Here is a 14,692-nt window from a genome sequence, read left to right as displayed (position 1 = left end):
TCCAAAAACCATCCCGCTCGTCGCCGACCGCCGAAATGCGCGATCGCAGCAAAAACGGCGCAATGTTCAGTCGTCGCCGACCTTGTCCGTGGGATACCGCAAAGTATCGCGCAAAATGAAGCCCATCGGCATGTCCATCGATGGGACTTTCGCGCTGATGGGTTGCACGAACCAGCGATCGTAAATCCGGTAAATCTCGCCTGACCGCACGATCCGCACCATCTGCAGATCCACGAATTTCTTGAACTCCGGATCGCCCTTGCGCATCATGATGCCGTAAGGCTCCAGCGATAGCGCCTCGCCCACGACCTGATAATTCTTCGGCTGCGGCACCGACAACAGGTAGCGCCGCAACAGCACATCTTCCATCACGAAGGCATCCGCCTTGCCCTTCTCGACGCTGTCGAACGCGTCTTCGTTATAGGCGACTTCCACAATCCGGACATTGAGCGAGCGGATCTTGCTGCGCTGTTCCAGCAACTTCACCATTGGCGTGTTGCGCGGCACAACGACCGTCTTCCCGCGCAAGTCTTCCCAGTTGCGAATGCCGGAATCCTTCTTCACCAGCATGCGCACCGCCGCAAAAAAATGCGGCACCGTGAACGCAGCAATCTTGCGCCGCTCGGCATTGTTCGTGGAAGTGCTGCACTCCAGATCGGCCTTGCCCTGATCCAACGCGATGAAGCGCGTCACCGTATCGACTTCCATGAACTGCACCTGCATGTGCGGCAACTTCAATTCCTTGCGCAGGCCTTCCGCGATATTCCTGCACAGTTCGATCGTGTAACCGGTCACCAGCTTGTCATCGCCGAGAAACGCAAACGGCGTCGTGCCGTTCAGGTAAGCGATCACTACCGCATTGGTGCGCCGGATTTTTTCCAGCGTTCCTTCCGCCCGTGCCTGCATCGGCAAAGCGATGCATAAACCAAGAACGACCGTCTTGATGATCCACCGTGTCGTCGCCAGGCTGGCATATCGAGTCATCATCGCGCGCCCTCTTGCCGACGTACTGCATCGGAGATTTATAATGAGCAAGTATCATGCCAGAAAATCAAGTCTCCAATCGCCAGATCAGCGCGGCAATTCAAGCCCTTATTCCATCATTTGCTCCCCTGGCAGCGCCTTTCAGGGTGCAAGCGAAAGCCGCGCCCGCAGGCGCATACAGGAAAATCATGAACAAGGAGAAGCAGCCTGCCCGCGCATCACGCTGTGCTTCGGCCGTGCGCGACGATACGCACGAAAGGTGCGCATCGACGGCATGACGCGTGTCAGCGTGGACGGCTTGTGTTTGGCGTGGACGTCTCCTCCTTCGCGCGCGGCATTGCTTGTTTGCAGGAACGGGAAAAAATGCGATCAAACGCACCTGCGTTTCTCGCCATTCCCGACTGCAAAAACGTGCCGCCGATTTATCTTTTTTACTGCACACGACAAGCGGAGATATTGATCTTGTTGTTCTTCCGCTTGCCGTGCCGCTGCATTACTGCGTTATTGCATACTGCCTGATTACATTGATGCGTTGATGCGGTTCTGCATCAAGGATACAGGCCGCGCATCTCGCGCGCCTGCAGCACGCGGGTGCAGGCAACGATGAAGGCCGCCGTGCGCAACGATATTTTCTTGTCGTCCGCCAGTTGCCACACCGCGGCGAACGCTTCGCGCATGATGCGGGTCAGGCGCAGGTTGATCTCGTCTTCGGTCCAGAAGAAGCTCGAGAAATCCTGCACCCATTCAAAGTAGCTCACTGTCACGCCGCCGGCGTTGGCAATCACGTCAGGCACGATCAACACACCCTTGTCGTGCAGGATGTCATCGGCCGCCGGCGTGGTCGGACCGTTCGCACCTTCGAGAATGATCTTGGCGCGAATCACCGACGCATTGGCTTCAGTGATTTGCTGCTCGAGAGCAGCAGGCACCAGAATGTCGCAATCGGTTGCCCAAAACAGGGCGCGATCCTTCACTTCATCGGCGCCCGGGAAGCCCTGGACGCTGCCGTGTTCGGCCACATACGCCTGCAACGCGGGCACATCCAGACCGCTGTCGCGCACGACCGTCGTGATGTGATCCTGCACCGCCACCACCTTGGCGCCGGCTTCCGCGAACAGACGTGCGGCGATGCCGCCGACGTTGCCGAAACCCTGCACCGCAACGCGTGCATCCTTGATGTCAAGACCGCGTTTTGCAGCGGCTTCACAGCCGACGACAAATACGCCGCGGCCGGTCGCTTCATGGCGACCGAGGCTGCCGCCGAGCGAAATCGGCTTGCCGGTGACAACGCCCGATGCAGTGCTGCCCTGGTTCATGGAATAGGTATCCATCATCCACGCCATGATCTGCGAATCGGTGTTGACGTCAGGTGCAGGAATGTCTTTGTTCGGTCCGATGATGATGCCGATTTCGCTGGTGTAGCGACGCGTCATGCGCTGCAACTCACCGCGCGACAATGTTTTCGGATCAACGCGGATGCCGCCCTTGGCGCCGCCGTACGGCACGTTCACTGCGGCATTCTTGACGGTCATCCAGGCCGACAGCGCCATTACTTCAGACAGTGTCACGTCCTGGTGAAAACGCACCCCGCCCTTGCCCGGACCGCGCGAGGTATTGTGCTGCACACGGTAACCTTCGAAGTGGGCGATGGTACCGTCGTCGCGCTCGATGGGCACGTCGACGATCAGGATGCGCTTGGGGCGCTTCAGTGTTTCCACCCAGCGCGCCAGCGAGCCGAGGTGAGGGGTAACGCGGTCGATTTGTTCCAGATAGACGCCCCATGGACCGATGCCATGCGGGGTTACGTATGAGGGGATTTCGTGCTGCTTGAGTGGTTCGTTCGACATGATGCAATCGCTCCTTGATGTTGCCGCGCTTAAGCCATGCTGGCCGAGGCTGCTGCAAAATTAATCAAACTCGCGGAACTCAGTGGAATTTATCGAATTCAGCGGAATTCAAGCTACGCCATCGTACTCCGGTAGCATCCGGATTGGCGCGCCGTGTTGTTTAATTTTTCAGCCGCCGCCGGGTGAAAATCCGGCCGGGAGTGCGGATGCGCCTGCACAAAACCATCGCGCAAACTTGACATCCAGACACGCCATCGACAGCGACGCCATCGTAGGTCAATGCAATGCAGCAAAGCTAATGCTTTGTGCGCATGCAACTATGCGCTTCATGCATAGTTATTCTTCAAGCCCTGTTTTACGCGGCTTTCGAGGCGTTTTTGTCCGCGCGACAGCCGCCTTCCGGCCTTCTTCGAGTTCCTGCAGGTAATCCCACAGGCGCGCCACCACCACCTTGCCGCTGCGTTGCGGAGTCGGCCGTTCACGATACAAACGGATTTCCATCTCGACCTCCCACTCGCCCTGGGCGCCGTCGGTGCGTGCGAGCTGCTTGTTGCGCACCTCGCGCGTGACCGAGGATTCCGGCAGGAAGGCCACGCCGTGTCCTTCCAGGGCCATCATCTTGAGGCTTTCGGACATATCGGTTTCGTAATGTTTTTCAAGATGCAGCGGCTTCTTGGCGTCGGTCAGGATCAGCTCCACCATGCGGCCGAGGTAGGCGTTGGGCGTATAGGACAGGAACGGCAACGGCGCCTTGGAGCTGCCCGGGAACACGTAATCCGGCTTGCCGGTGCGATCGCAGCGCGAATACGGGCGCACGCTTTCCTTGCCCATGCTGAGCATGTCGTAGCGGCTGGAATCCAGTTGCACCGGCTGGCGCGGATGGTGGTAGCACAGCAGCAGGTCGCAGCCGCCTTCGACGATGGTCATCACGGCGTCATGCACGTTGAGCGCGATCAGGCGCGTATTGAGCGCGCCGAAGCCGGACTCCAGCGAACTGAGCCATTTCGGGAAGTAGGTCAGCGACAAGGTATGCGGCACCGCAAAATCGACGGTGGTCTGCGCCGCCGGACGCTTGCCGCGCAGCAGCGCACGCGTGTTGTTGATCTGGCCCAGCATTTCCACAGCCTGCTCGTAGAACACTTCGCCGGCCGCCGTCAGCCGTGTCGGATAGGACGTGCGATCGATCAGGTCGGAGCCGAGCCAGGCTTCGAGCGACTGGATGCGGCGCGAAAACGCCGGCTGCGTCACGTGGCGCAATTCGGCAGAGCGGCTGAAACTGCGCGTTTCAGCCAGGGAAATGAAATCTTCCAGCCACTTGGTTTCCATGCTTTCTATTCCCACCTCGGAGGGCTCGACGACGGAGCCGCTCGTGTTGTCGTTATTGTGATGTTCTGATGCCCGGCGCCATGTCGTTCACGCCAGTTGCAGCGATGGCGACAGCGGTTCGGCGCCCTCGCCGTCTTCATCTCCGTCCTCGCGCGCCTGCTGGCGCGCCCACATCTGGGCGTAGGCGCCGTCGGCCGCGAGCAGCTGGGTGTGCGTGCCGCGCTCAATGATACGCCCATGTTCCAGCACCAGAATCTGATCCGCATCGACGATGGTCGACAGGCGATGCGCAATGATGAGCGTGGTGCGGCTTTCGGCGATCTCGCTCAATTGCTCCTGGATCGCCTGCTCGGCCTTGGAGTCGAGCGCCGAAGTCGCTTCGTCGAAGATCAGCACGGCCGGGTTCTTCAGCAACGTGCGCGCGATCGCCACGCGTTGCTTTTCGCCGCCGGACAGCTTCAGGCCGCGCTCGCCGACGGTGGTCTCGTAACCGTCCGGCAGCGACTCGATGAAGTCATGCACATATGCTGCCTTGGCGGCGGCGACGATTTCTTCCTTGCTGCTGCCGGGCTTGCCGTAGCCGATGTTGTAGCCGATGGTGTCGTTGAACAGCACGGTGTCCTGCGGCACGATACCGATGGCTTTGCGCAGCGAGGCCTGGGTGACGTGGCGCAGGTCCTGGCCATCGATGGTGATGGCGCCGGCGTCGACATCGTAGAAGCGATACAGCAGGCGCGACAAGGTCGACTTGCCCGAGCCGCTGTGACCGACCACCGCCGTGGTGGTGCCGGCGGCGACTTCGAAATCGACATCAAACAGGATCTGGCGCTTGCTCTCGTAGCTGAAATCGATATGCGAAAAACGCAGCGCCGCGCCCTTCGTCGCCAGCGGCTTCGCATCCGGCGCATCGGCGATTTCCTTGTTCTGCTCCAGCAGCGAAAACAGGCGCTCCATGTCGGCCAGGCTCTGCTTGATCTCGCGATAGATCACGCCGAGGAAATTGAGCGGGATGTACAGCTGGATCATGAAGGCGTTGACCAGCACCAGGTCGCCCAGGCTCATCGTGCCGCTGATCACGCCTTGCGTGGCGCGCCACAGGATCAGCGTCACCGCGATGGCGATGATGGCCGACTGCCCCGAGTTGAGCAACGACAGCGAGGACTGCGACTTGACCGCCGCCGCTTCGTAGCGCTGCAGGCCTTCGTCGTAGCGGCGCGCTTCGAAATCCTCATTACTGAAATACTTCACGGTTTCATAGTTGAGCAGCGAATCGATGGCCTTGGAATTGGCGCGCGAATCGAGGTCGTTCATGGTGCGGCGGAAGTGCGTGCGCCATTCGGTCACGGTGATCGTGAACACGATGTACAGCGCCAGCGCGCCTGCCGTGATCAAGGTGAACCAGATCTCGTAATGCAGCACCAGGTAGACCAGCACCAGCGCGATTTCGATCAGCGTCGGCAAGATGCTGAACAGCGCATACGACACCAGCGACGATACCCCGCGTGTGCCGCGCTCGATGTCGCGCGTCATGCCGCCGGTCTGCCGGTTCAGGTGGAAACGCAGCGACAGCGCATGCAGATGGCGGAACACTTGCAGCGCAATGGTCCGCACTGCGCGCTGCGTCACCTTGGCGAAAATGAACTCGCGCAATTCGGTGAACACCGTGGTCGCCAGCCGCAACGCCCCATACGCCACCAGCAGCGACAGCGGCAGCACCAGCAAGGCCTGCGGATTGTCCGGACCGATGGTCATGCGATCGACCAGTTGCTTAAGCAACAAGGGTACGCCGATGTTGGTCAGCTTGGCCCCGACCAGGAAGGCCAGCGCCAGCAGCACGCGCCATTTGTAGGTCCACAGATAAGGCAGCAAGGTGCCCAGCGTTTGCCAGTCGCTGTGAGCGGGAACGGAAGGTGTGCGCGCAGCTTGCGGCGCGGCGGACGGCGGATATCGACGCATGAAAAAATTGCCCGGAAAAATTTGTGCTTTTGTTTTGCGGAGGAGCCACGCAGACGCCGCGACTCCTATAAACTAGGAGCTTATCCCTGATCTTCCGCATTATAAGAGTCCGCAGGACTTCACGCTTTCAAAAGGAAACGTAATGACAAGTCAGCACAATACTTCGCTGCCCGTCGGCAAAATGCCGCATCTGCGTGTGATGCCCATGCCATCCGACGCCAATGTGTACGGCGACGTCTTCGGCGGCTGGATCATGGCGCAGGTCGATATCGCCGGTTCGCTGCCCGCCACCAAGCGCGCCAACGGCCGCGTCGCCACCATCGCGGTCAACTCCTTCCTGTTCAAACACCCCGTCTTCGTCGGCGATCTGCTGTCGTTTTACGCCGATATCGTCAAAGTCGGCAAAACCTCGATCACCGTCAACGTTGAAGTCTACGCCGAGCGCAATCGCCTGCAGGCCGAAGTCGTCAAAGTCACCGAAGCCACCCTGACCTACGTCGCCACCGACGAAAACCGCAAACCGCGCGAACTCCCTCCACTGGCCCCCGGCGACAGCGTGCCGATCACCAGCGGCCTGCAGGACCTCGGCGGCGGCTGGTGCGCGGCCTGATTCGTTCATTTTCCGTCCGGGTTTTTAACCACCTTCCGGACCGGCGCGCTGTTTTTCCTTTCGCGCCGGCTCCCAACCGTCCTTCACCCACCGATCAAGACCATTCCATGACTTCCACTTCCGCACGTCCCGACATCCTCATCGCCGCCGCATTGCCGCCGCACCTGATGCAACGCCTGCAAGACCATTTTACCTGCCACGATGCCACCACGTTGAGCGACGCCGCCCTGGCCGCCGTCGCGCCGTCCATCCGCGGCATCGCCTCCAAGGGCGAAACCAAGGTCTCGCGCGAGTACATCGCCCGCTTCCCGGCGCTGGAAATCATCTCCGTCTTCGGCGTCGGCTATGACGGCGTCGACGCCGTTGCTGCACGCGAACGCGGCATCGAAGTGACCAACACGCCCGACGTACTGACCGACGATGTCGCTGACTTCGCCATGACCTTGCTGCTGTCGACTGCGCGCCGCGTGGTGGACGCCGACCGTTTCGCCCGCAGCGGCGAATGGAAAAAAGGCCCGTTCGCGTTGACCACCAAGGTCACCGGCTCGCGCCTGGGCATCGTCGGCCTGGGCCGCATCGGCAAGGCCATCGCCAGGCGCGCCGCCGCCTTCGACATGGAGATTTCGTATCACAACCGTTCGCCGCAAAGCGACGTGCCCTACCGCTACGTGGCCGACCTCAAGACGCTGGCCGGCGAAGTCGATTTCCTGGTGCTGTCGATGCCGGGCGGCGCCGGCACGCGCGCGCTGATCAATGCCGAGGTGCTCGACGCGCTCGGTCCCAAGGGTTTCCTGATCAACGTCGCGCGCGGTTCGGTGGTCGATGAAGCGACCCTGATCAAGGCCCTGCAGGAAGGCAGGATCGCCGGCGCCGGTCTCGACGTGTTCGAGAACGAACCCAACGTGCCGGAAGCGCTCGCCAAGCTGCCGAACCTCACGCTGACGCCGCATATGGCCAGCGGCACCGTGATCACCCGCACCGCCATGGCCGACCTGGCGTTCGACAACCTGCAGGCGCACTTCAGCGGCAAGCCGTTGCTGACGCCGGTGCCGCGCTAAGTCGGGAACGTCATGAGCGCCACTGCAACCCGCCTCATCGCGCTCGACTGGGGCACCACGTCGCTGCGCGCCTACCGTCTCGGTGAGGATGGCGCCGTGCTGGACAAGCGCGGGCTGCCGTGGGGCATCATGAATCTGCCGGTGGTCGAGGGCGACTTCAGCCGTGCGGCCGGCTTCGCCAAGGCCTTCGACGAAGCCTGCGGCGACTGGCTGCAAAGCGATCCTGCGACACCATTGATCGCCGCCGGCATGGTCGGCAGCGCACAAGGCTGGCGTGAAGCGAGCTACGTCGAGATCCCGCTGGCCGTGGCCGACATCGGCAAGCAACTGACCCACGTCGACCTCGGCGCCGGCCGCACGCTCCACATCGTGCCGGGCCTGCTGCAGCGTGCAGCGTTGCCGAACGTGATCCGCGGCGAAGAGACCCAGGTGGTCGGCGCGCTCGACACCTGGCAAGGCGGTGACGACGTGCTGATCGGATTGCCCGGCACGCACTCGAAATGGGTACGCGTGCAAAACAGGATCATCACCCATTTCGACACCTTCATGACCGGCGAAGTCTATGCAGCGCTGAGCCAGCACACCATTCTCGGCCGCACCATGGAACACCGTGAACAAGGAGATCCGGCCGCCTTCGAGCACGGCCTGCGTGTTGCGTCTTCGGAAGACGGCCGCGCCGGCGTACTGTCGAACATCTTCAGCAGCCGTACGCTGGGACTGGTCGGCCAGCTCGACGCAACGGGCCAGCCGAATTACCTGTCGGGCCTGCTGATCGGTCATGAAATCGCGGCGCTCAAAGCGACGCGCGCAGATGCCGGCTGCACCGCCGCGCCGCACATCATCCTGATCGGCGACGACAAGCTGTGTGCGCGCTACCGCACCGCCCTGAACCTGCATGAACTGACCCGCATCGATATCGCGGCGCAAGCCACCGAACGCGGCCTGTGGAAGATCGCGCGACAAGCCGGGCTGCTGAACTAAAGCATCCGGCTCACTGGAGAAACACCATGTTGAAAGAAGCACTGAAGCAATGCGGACTGATCGCGATCCTGCGCGGCATTCGTCCCGATGAAGTCGAAGCGGTCGGCCAGGCTTTGTACGATGCCGGCTTTCGCATCATCGAAGTCCCGCTCAACTCACCCGAACCGTTCGAAAGCATCCGCGTATTGCGCAACGTGCTGCCGGCCAACTGCATGGTCGGCGCCGGCACCGTGCTGTCGCCGGCGCAGGTGCTGCAGGTCAAGGACGCCGAGGGCCAGCTGATCGTCATGCCGCACAGCGACCCCGAAGTCATCCGCGCGGCCACCGCCGCCGGCCTGGCCAGCGCGCCCGGCGTGGCCACCGTGACCGAAGCCTTCGCGGCGCTCGCAGCGGGTGCGGATATTCTCAAGATGTTCCCGGCCGAACAGCTCGGACCGGTGGTGGTCAAGGCCTGGCGCGCCGTGATTCCCGCCAGCGTCATGCTGGTGCCGGTGGGCGGCATCACGCCGGACAGCCTGAAGGAATTCACTGCGGCCGGCGCCTCTGCGTTCGGCCTCGGCTCGGCGTTGTACAAACCCGGCATGACGGCAGAGCAGGTCAGGAAGAATGCCGATGCTTTCGTCAGCGCCTGGAAGCAGACCTGATCTCCATCTTGCAGCCATGAAAAACGCGACCTTGAAGGTCGCGTTTTTTATTTCTGCTGCGAAAAAATTACACGACAAAAATCATGCCGCTTTCTTCTCGGTCTTCTTCTCGGTCTTCTTCTCGTCGCGCAATTCGCGGCGCAGGATCTTGCCGACGTTGGTCTTCGGCAGCTCATCGCGGAACTCGATGTACTTCGGCTTCTTGTAGCCGGTGAACTGCTCCTTGCAATACGCCATCAGCTGCTCGGCAGTCAGCGACTTGTCCTTGCGCACCACGAACAGCTTGACCGCTTCGCCGGTGTGCTCGTCCGGGACGCCGACGCAGGCGCATTCGAGCACGCCCGGATGGGCCGCGACCACGCCTTCGATTTCGTTCGGATAGACGTTGAAGCCGGAGACCAGGATCATGTCCTTCTTGCGATCGACGATGCGGGTATAGCCGCGTTCGTCCATGATGCCGATGTCGCCTGATTTGAAGAAGCCGTCCGGCGTCATGACTTTTTCGGTTTCGTCAGGACGATTCCAGTAGCCGGCCATGACTTGCGGACCACGGATCGCGATTTCGCCGGGCTGGCCGAGCGGCACCGGTTTGCCGTCGTCGTCCAGTATCTGGAACTCGGTCGACGGCAGCGGCAGGCCGATGGTGCCGGTGTAGTCGCTGATCGTGCAGGGGTTGGCGCTGGCGATCGGCGAGGTTTCGGACAAGCCGTAGCCTTCGATGATCGGGCAGCCGGTGACCTTCTTCCATTTGTCCGCCACCGATTTCTGCACCGCCATGCCGCCGCCGACGCAGCAGCGATAGCCGGAGAAATCCAGCTTGGCGAAATCGGGATGGTTCAGCAGTGCGTTGTACAGCGTGTTGACCGCCGGGAAGGTGTTGACCTTGTACTTGCCGAGCTCCTTGATGAAGCCCGGAATGTCGCGCGGATTCGGGATCAGCACGTTGAGCGCGCCTTCGCGGGTACCCAGCATGTTGCACACCGTCAGCGCGAAGATGTGATACAGCGGCAGCGCGCAGATGAACACCAGCTGGTCCAGCTTGGCGCCCTGCTTGAGCGCCGGCATCAGCCATTCTTCCGCCTGCAGCACGTTGGCGACCAGGTTGCGATGCGTCAGCACCGCGCCCTTGGCGACGCCGGTGGTGCCGCCGGTGTATTGCAGGAAGGCGACGTCGTCATGACCGACTTCGATCGGCGCCGGCGTCCTGCCGTGGCCGCGCGACAGTGCCTGTTTGAAGGTGATCGATTGCGGCAGCGAGAACGGCGGCACCAGCTTCTTGATGTGGCGCACCACCAGATTGACGATGGCGCCCTTGAGCCCGCCCAGCATCTCGCCCATGCTCGCCACCACGACGTGCCTGACGTCGGTGTTGGCGATGACCTTGGCAAGCGTACAGGCGAAGTTCTCCAGCACGAAGATGGCTTCGGCGCCGGAGTCCTTCAACTGGTGTTCGAGTTCGCGCGGCGTGTACAGCGGATTGACGTTCACCGCGGTGTAGCCGGCGCGCAGGATGGCGGCGATGGCGATCGGATATTGCAGCACGTTGGGCATCATGATCGCCACGCGCGCGCCCTTTTTCAGGCCGGTGCTTTGCAGCCAGACGGCCAGCGCGGTCGACAGCTGATCCAGCTCGCCATAGGTCATGTGCTTGCCCATGCAGACATAGGCGTTGCGGTCCGCGTATTTGGCGAAAGCTTCGTCGATCAGCTGCACCAGGGACTGGTAGCGGTTCGGGTCGATGTCGGCAGGGACGCCTGCGGGATAAGATGCAAGCCAGAATTTGTCCATATTGTTCCTTTTGTCTCCGGTTCAGGGCGGCTGCCGGTTGTTTCCCGCGGCTTGGGTGCGCACTGCAGAAAAAAGCACGGTTGTGTTTTTATTTAATGCAGATGCTATCGGCCAATCTCGTTCAGGGCAAGTATTTTGAGGAAATTTAAGAAAAATTTCTGTTTCTTCCTCGTCTTCTTGCGGCAAGGCGATGGCAACGCAGTGGCAAGACCCTACCATGCCCCATCTTTTCCAAATTGGCAACTTTTACGCCCGGATGTTCATTTCGCCGCTGAATGCATCGGTTGAACATTGTCCTGCAAGCGATCCAGCTGTTCATTGCGCGCAGTCTTGTCGAGCTTCGCCAGCGCTTTCACGCGTTCGAAAAAATCGGCAAAGCCGCTGCTGCGCCGGAACAGTTCGCGAAACGCCGGTACCCGGTCGTGATACGTGCCGACCAGCGCCAGATGGGCGTTCGACAACGGCATGGCGAACCAGCGGTCGTATCCCGTGAAACCGCCCCAGCGCACCTTGATCCGCTGGTATTCGGCGCGTAGCGCATCGAAAATTTCTGCCTTGCGATGCAGCTTGTCGGCCTCGCTGCCGTCTCCCTCGTAATTGGCCTCCAACTGAGACCGGTATTTCAGCAAGAGTTCAAGAAAGTCCTGCTTGCGCCCGGCGAACACCTTGTACGCCTCGCGCAGCCTGTCGTCATGATGCGCCTGCAGCCATTGCTCCAGGCCGATCTCTTCGACCGTGGTCGCATACGATTCGTTGAACTGCGAATCGCCCTTGGCGTACACCACCTGGTGCGCCAGTTCGTGGAAGATCAGGCGCGCCAGTTCGGCATCGGGATAATTGATGAAAGTCGACATGACCGGATCGTTGAACCATCCCAGCGTCGAGTAGGCCGGCACGCCCAGCACCTGGACGTCGTCGCCCTCCTTGACCAGGCCGTCGGCATATTGCTGGGCATCCTGCTGGCTGTAATAGCCGCGATAGTCAACGCAGCCGGCGACCGGAAAACACCATTGCCGCGCCTTCAGCGACAAGGCCGGCGCCGCCACCACGTTCCACACCACGAAGGGCCGCTCCAGCTGCGCGTAGCTCTTGTAGCTGCCGTTGTCGGGCAGCGCCAGTTGCGTCACCGCGAAGCGGCGGATCTCGCGCACGGTCTGCAACTTGTCGCGCAGACGCCCGGAGGTATGCGGATCGTCCAGCCAGTCGTCGATCGGCCGCGCTTGCGCCAGCAGCGAAAACTGTCCATGCGCCGCCTGCGCGTAATAACCCAGCGAACTGCAACCCGACGCCAGCAACAAGGCCGCGCCCAGGCTTGCCGCGAGGACGATCCTGGAGAGCCTGTTCAGACGCCGGACGGACATGCCTCGACCTGCACCAGCACGTCATAGAACGTCGGTGCATTGCCCATGTCGGTGAGACGCTGGCTGGTGACTTCGTTGGCGTTCTTGCCGTCGCCGGAAAACTTTTTCCACCAGATCGACAAACCCACCACCAGCCCGACGCGCGCTTTCGGCGTCACGCGCGCGGTGGCCAGCATGCTGCCGCGGTCGTTGAAAATCCTGACCTCGGCGCCGTTCACAATGCCGCGCGCGGCGGCGTCGTCGGGATGGATGTCGAGATGCGGTTCGCCTTCGGTGTCGCGCAGGCTCTGCACGTTGACGAAGGAAGAGTTGAGGAAGTTGCGCGCCGGCGGTGAAATCATGGCCAGCGGATATTTCTGCGCCAGTTCCGCATTGCTGGCCACCGATTCATACGGCGCAATATAAGTGGGTAATGGGTCGAGGCCGTCGGCCAGCATGCGCGCGGAATAGAACTCGCACTTGCCAGACGGCGTGCCGAAGCCGCCCTCGGCAAACGGCGCGACCGGCATGTTGAGGCGCTGCCATCCTGTCTCCTTGAGACGCTCCCAGTCGTAATCGGCTGCGCGCGGATTGCGGCGATCGAAGGCCTGCGCGGCAATCGCGTCGTCGCTGTCCTTGAAACAATCTTCGGTGAAACCCATGCGCGCCGCCAGCAGGCGGAAAATTTCCGAGTTGGCCTTGGCCTCACCCAACGGCGCGATGGCGGCGTTGTTGGCCATCATGTAGACGTGGCCGTACGTCGCGTGCACGTCGATGTGCTCGAGCTGCGTGGTGGCCGGCAACAGGATGTCGGCGTAGTCCGCGGTGTCGGTCTGGAAATGCTCCAGCACCACCGTGAACAGATCTTCGCGCGCAAAGCCCTGCATCACCTTGCCCGACTCCGGCGCAACCGCCACCGGATTGGAGTTGTAGACGATCATCGCTTCCACGCGCGGGCCGAAATCGGCCGACGCCTCGCGCAGCAGATCGTCGCCGATGGTGCTCATGTTGATGGTGCGCGTCGGCACGCCGTTGTTATGTTGCAGCAGCAAGTCAGGCCGTTGCAGGAACGCGCCGTTCTTCGGGAAAGAATCGGACGTCGACAACTGCAAGCCGCCGCCGGCGTGACGCCAGGCGCCGACCAGCGCCGGCAGGCAGGCGATATTGCGCACCGCCATGCCGCCGCCGCGCACGCGCTGCAAACCGTAGTTGGCGCGGATCAGCGTGATCTCGCCGCGTTGCGCGGCGGCGCCGTATTCGTGCGCCAGTTGCACCACTTCATCGGCGCTGATGCCGCACACTTCTGCGGTATGTTGCGGCGACCATTCCTGCACGCGCTGCTTCAATTGCGCGAAGCCCAGCGTATGCTGCGCGATGTAATCGGCGTCGAGCAGATTCTCGTTGATCAGCACGTGCATCATGCCCAGCGCCAGCGCCGCATCGGTGCCCGGCAACAAGGCGATGTGCTGGTGACATTTGTCGGCGCTCAGCGAACGATAGGGATCGATAGCGATCAGCTTGGCGCCGCGTCGTTTCGCTTCCTGCACGCGCATCCAGAAATGCAGGTTGGAGGCGATAGGATTGCCGCCCCAGATGATGATCAGCCTGGCGTCCTGCACGTGTTCGGTGTCGGCGCCCAGGCGCGTGCCCACCGTGTACTTGTAGCCGGCCGCGCCGGCCGAGGCGCAGATGGTGCGATCCAGTTGCGAGGCGCCGATGCGGTTGAAGAAACGCATCGCCATCGACTCGCCCTGTACCAGGCCCATGGTGCCGGCGTAGCTGTACGGCAGGATGGCTTGCGGATTGCGCGCGGCGACTTCCTTCAGCCGCGCAGAGATCGTGTCGAGCGCTTCATCCCAGCTGATGCGCTCGAATTTTCCTTCGCCTTTTTTGCCGACGCGCTTCATCGGATGCAACAGGCGGTCCTTGTGATAAGTGCGCTCGGTATAGCGCGACACCTTCGTGCACAGCACGCCGGCGGTGGTCGGATGATCGGGGTCGCCCTTGACTTCGGTGGCGATGCCGTCCTTGACGGTCACCAGCAAGGCGCACGTGTCGGGGCAATCGTGCGGGCAGGCGGCGCGGACGATGATGGGTTCGGAAACGGAATTCATGGCAATCAACTAAGCGAATGCGCGACGGAATGGCGCGGCAAGCT

12 protein-coding genes are annotated in these 14,692 nt (G+C 61.7%); 5 read left to right on the top strand and 7 right to left on the bottom strand.

Annotated features, from left to right (window positions below; translation table 11 throughout):
- Positions 1-66: 66 nt before the first annotated feature.
- The gene (locus tag DXT88_RS02745) at positions 67-987 is read right to left on the bottom strand and encodes an amino acid ABC transporter substrate-binding protein (protein ID WP_265211478.1); all 921 of its coding nucleotides are present in this window, start codon (positions 985-987) and stop codon (positions 67-69) included.
- Positions 988-1,040: 53 nt separating this feature from the next.
- On the opposite strand from DXT88_RS02745, the gene DXT88_RS02740 reads away from it, so the two are divergent.
- Entirely contained in the window at positions 1,041-1,262 is a 222-nt protein-coding gene (locus tag DXT88_RS02740; RefSeq protein ID WP_265211477.1) for a hypothetical protein, read from the top strand.
- Between the two features lie 270 nt (positions 1,263-1,532).
- Here the strand turns inward: DXT88_RS02740 and DXT88_RS02735 are convergent, their stop codons facing one another.
- The 3 genes from DXT88_RS02735 to DXT88_RS02725 all read right to left on the bottom strand — a co-directional run bounded on the left by DXT88_RS02735 (position 1,533) and on the right by DXT88_RS02725 (position 6,113).
- Positions 1,533-2,831: a Glu/Leu/Phe/Val family dehydrogenase gene (locus DXT88_RS02735; protein WP_016832811.1), complete on the bottom strand. Its 1,299-nt coding sequence runs from the start codon at positions 2,829-2,831 to the stop codon at positions 1,533-1,535.
- 336 nt (positions 2,832-3,167) lie between these two features.
- A complete protein-coding gene (locus DXT88_RS02730; RefSeq protein WP_016832812.1) occupies positions 3,168-4,157 on the bottom strand; it encodes a LysR family transcriptional regulator in 990 nt (329 codons plus the stop codon).
- An 87-nt stretch (positions 4,158-4,244) separates the two neighbouring features.
- Entirely contained in the window at positions 4,245-6,113 is a 1,869-nt protein-coding gene (locus DXT88_RS02725) for an ABCB family ABC transporter ATP-binding protein/permease (RefSeq protein ID WP_265211476.1), read from the bottom strand.
- A 142-nt stretch (positions 6,114-6,255) separates the two neighbouring features.
- Between DXT88_RS02725 and DXT88_RS02720 the strand changes: the two genes are divergently transcribed.
- The 4 genes from DXT88_RS02720 to DXT88_RS02705 all read left to right on the top strand — a co-directional run bounded on the left by DXT88_RS02720 (position 6,256) and on the right by DXT88_RS02705 (position 9,406).
- Positions 6,256-6,723, top strand: coding sequence for an acyl-CoA thioesterase (locus DXT88_RS02720; RefSeq protein WP_016832814.1), 468 nt, complete (start codon positions 6,256-6,258; stop codon positions 6,721-6,723).
- A gap of 107 nt (positions 6,724-6,830) precedes the next feature.
- On the top strand, positions 6,831-7,781 hold the full coding sequence (locus DXT88_RS02715) for a 2-hydroxyacid dehydrogenase (RefSeq protein WP_265211475.1): 951 nt from the start codon (positions 6,831-6,833) through the stop codon (positions 7,779-7,781).
- 12 nt (positions 7,782-7,793) lie between these two features.
- Complete coding sequence (locus tag DXT88_RS02710) at positions 7,794-8,762, top strand: 2-dehydro-3-deoxygalactonokinase (protein ID WP_265211474.1); 969 nt, start codon at positions 7,794-7,796, stop codon at positions 8,760-8,762.
- Positions 8,763-8,788: 26 nt separating this feature from the next.
- Positions 8,789-9,406, top strand: coding sequence for a 2-dehydro-3-deoxy-6-phosphogalactonate aldolase (locus DXT88_RS02705; protein WP_016832930.1), 618 nt, complete (start codon positions 8,789-8,791; stop codon positions 9,404-9,406).
- An 81-nt stretch (positions 9,407-9,487) separates the two neighbouring features.
- On the opposite strand, the gene DXT88_RS02700 is transcribed toward DXT88_RS02705, so the two are convergent.
- From DXT88_RS02700 to DXT88_RS02690, 3 genes are all read right to left on the bottom strand, one after another.
- Positions 9,488-11,194, bottom strand: a complete 1,707-nt coding sequence (locus DXT88_RS02700) for a long-chain fatty acid--CoA ligase (protein ID WP_265211473.1) — start codon at positions 11,192-11,194, stop codon at positions 9,488-9,490.
- A 260-nt stretch (positions 11,195-11,454) separates the two neighbouring features.
- Positions 11,455-12,555 (bottom strand): aminopeptidase, encoded by a 1,101-nt coding sequence (locus tag DXT88_RS02695; RefSeq protein WP_265211472.1) that lies wholly within the window; start codon positions 12,553-12,555, stop codon positions 11,455-11,457.
- Complete coding sequence (locus DXT88_RS02690; RefSeq protein ID WP_265211471.1) at positions 12,537-14,648, bottom strand: molybdopterin-containing oxidoreductase family protein; 2,112 nt, start codon at positions 14,646-14,648, stop codon at positions 12,537-12,539. Before DXT88_RS02690 ends, DXT88_RS02695 begins: the two co-directional genes overlap by 19 nt.
- Between the last annotated feature and the right edge of the window lie 44 nt (positions 14,649-14,692).

Origin of the sequence: Herbaspirillum lusitanum, assembly GCF_026127345.1 — a bacterium.
GTDB lineage: Bacteria > Pseudomonadota > Gammaproteobacteria > Burkholderiales > Burkholderiaceae_D > Herbaspirillum > Herbaspirillum lusitanum.
This window is presented reverse-complemented; position numbering and strand designations above follow the sequence as displayed.

Excerpts from the sequence above, each read along its gene's own strand:
- DXT88_RS02745 (WP_265211478.1), bottom strand. The coding sequence starts at position 987 with ATGATGACTCGATATGCCAGCCTGGCGACGACACGGTGGATCATCAAG.
- DXT88_RS02740 (WP_265211477.1), top strand. The coding sequence starts at position 1,041 with ATGCCAGAAAATCAAGTCTCCAATCGCCAGATCAGCGCGGCAATTCAA.
- DXT88_RS02735 (WP_016832811.1), bottom strand. The coding sequence starts at position 2,831 with ATGTCGAACGAACCACTCAAGCAGCACGAAATCCCCTCATACGTAACC.
- DXT88_RS02730 (WP_016832812.1), bottom strand. The coding sequence starts at position 4,157 with ATGGAAACCAAGTGGCTGGAAGATTTCATTTCCCTGGCTGAAACGCGC.
- DXT88_RS02725 (WP_265211476.1), bottom strand. The coding sequence starts at position 6,113 with ATGCGTCGATATCCGCCGTCCGCCGCGCCGCAAGCTGCGCGCACACCT.
- DXT88_RS02720 (WP_016832814.1), top strand. The coding sequence starts at position 6,256 with ATGACAAGTCAGCACAATACTTCGCTGCCCGTCGGCAAAATGCCGCAT.
- DXT88_RS02715 (WP_265211475.1), top strand. The coding sequence starts at position 6,831 with ATGACTTCCACTTCCGCACGTCCCGACATCCTCATCGCCGCCGCATTG.
- DXT88_RS02710 (WP_265211474.1), top strand. The coding sequence starts at position 7,794 with ATGAGCGCCACTGCAACCCGCCTCATCGCGCTCGACTGGGGCACCACG.
- DXT88_RS02705 (WP_016832930.1), top strand. The coding sequence starts at position 8,789 with ATGTTGAAAGAAGCACTGAAGCAATGCGGACTGATCGCGATCCTGCGC.
- DXT88_RS02700 (WP_265211473.1), bottom strand. The coding sequence starts at position 11,194 with ATGGACAAATTCTGGCTTGCATCTTATCCCGCAGGCGTCCCTGCCGAC.
- DXT88_RS02695 (WP_265211472.1), bottom strand. The coding sequence starts at position 12,555 with ATGTCCGTCCGGCGTCTGAACAGGCTCTCCAGGATCGTCCTCGCGGCA.
- DXT88_RS02690 (WP_265211471.1), bottom strand. The coding sequence starts at position 14,648 with ATGAATTCCGTTTCCGAACCCATCATCGTCCGCGCCGCCTGCCCGCAC.